The 1207-nt window shown below is 61.2% G+C and carries 1 protein-coding gene; it reads right to left on the bottom strand.

Going from position 1 to position 1207, the window contains the following annotated elements:
* Positions 1-318: 318 nt before the first annotated feature.
* Positions 319-966, bottom strand: a complete 648-nt coding sequence (locus tag ACWCPQ_RS35030) for a LysE family translocator (RefSeq protein ID WP_449907479.1) — start codon at positions 964-966, stop codon at positions 319-321.
* Between the last annotated feature and the right edge of the window lie 241 nt (positions 967-1207).

Raw genomic sequence — 1207 nt, forward strand, 5'->3', positions numbered from 1 at the left:
GGTGACTCGTCGTCGGGCAGCATCAGGTTCGGTCGCGGGTGAACCTGATGCTGCCAACCCGATCCAGGTGGGGTGCGCGCGTTCGGACCTGCGCGGGGCCCGCGGACCGCGGACAAGGCTCGCTAGCTACCGGGTTGAGAGAGAAGGCACACACCGAATGCGATCGGGGCACGTCGGTCACCGTGTGCGAACGAAGCTTTGCGTGGACACGGTTCCTCTGACGAAACTGTGCGCGAATCCGCAACACACCGGTGTCGTACACACTGTCGATCGACATTTTGACCTCGGGATCACAGACCCCACTCGGAGTTCAAAGCTTCAGCCAGCCGGATCCCCTCCCGCGCCCTCTACCGCTAGCCCTGCTCCGAAGGCAACTAGGACGCCACCACTGACGCGTAGCAGCGTGTCCACGAATCTCGGCAGACGAACAACCCGGCTAACCCGACCGACAGCGATCGCATAAAGAATACAAGTTGCCAGTCCGGTCGTGGCGAACAGCATCCCGAATATTGCCAGGTCAAACGGACTGCTGTCCGCAGGTGCGAAGGGTGGGATGACACTAGTGAATACGATCAACGCCTTGGGGTTCGACAGTTCGCAGAGCACACCCTCACCGAACGCGCGCTGGTGGGACCTTTGCGCCCCACCGGCCGCATCGGCCGCCATCGTGACCAATGGATCCGAACGGGGACGCAGTAGGAGCCGTATGCCCAGATAGCTCAGGTATGCTGCCCCCACAAATCGCAGCACCTCGAACGCCGGGCGACAAGATACCAACAGCGCCGTCAGTCCTGCCAACGAGGTAGTCACCCAGACGAGGTCGCCACAGAAGATGCCGACGGCTGTGGCGACTGCAGCGCTTCTACCACGCATCACAGTATTCTTCATGACCAGAACAATGGCCGGCCCCGGAATGGCAGTCAGTACCGCTGCGAAGCAGATGAACGACACGATTCGCTCGAACATCCAAACATCCTATGAACTAAGACCGAAAGCAGTCATCTGGCACCGGTCTGAACCGCGTGATGGAACATTTCACCTCACCGCAACTCCTCGTGGTGACCTGACTTCACGCCCTGGTCGTCTGCTTTCCTTGTCGTGACGCCGAGTGGTGGATCGGCTTCGGTGAGAGGCGCTCGATGGGCGCCTCGTCGAGGCCTGTCGGCCCAGGTTCTGAGTCAGGCTGTCGCGGCCGCATGGATGCGGC

The organism is Nocardia sp. NPDC001965 (genome assembly GCF_053594175.1).

Bases quoted from the DNA above. Each gene is read 5' to 3' on its own strand.
- ACWCPQ_RS35030 (WP_449907479.1), bottom strand. From the start codon at position 966: ATGTTCGAGCGAATCGTGTCGTTCATCTGCTTCGCAGCGGTACTGACT.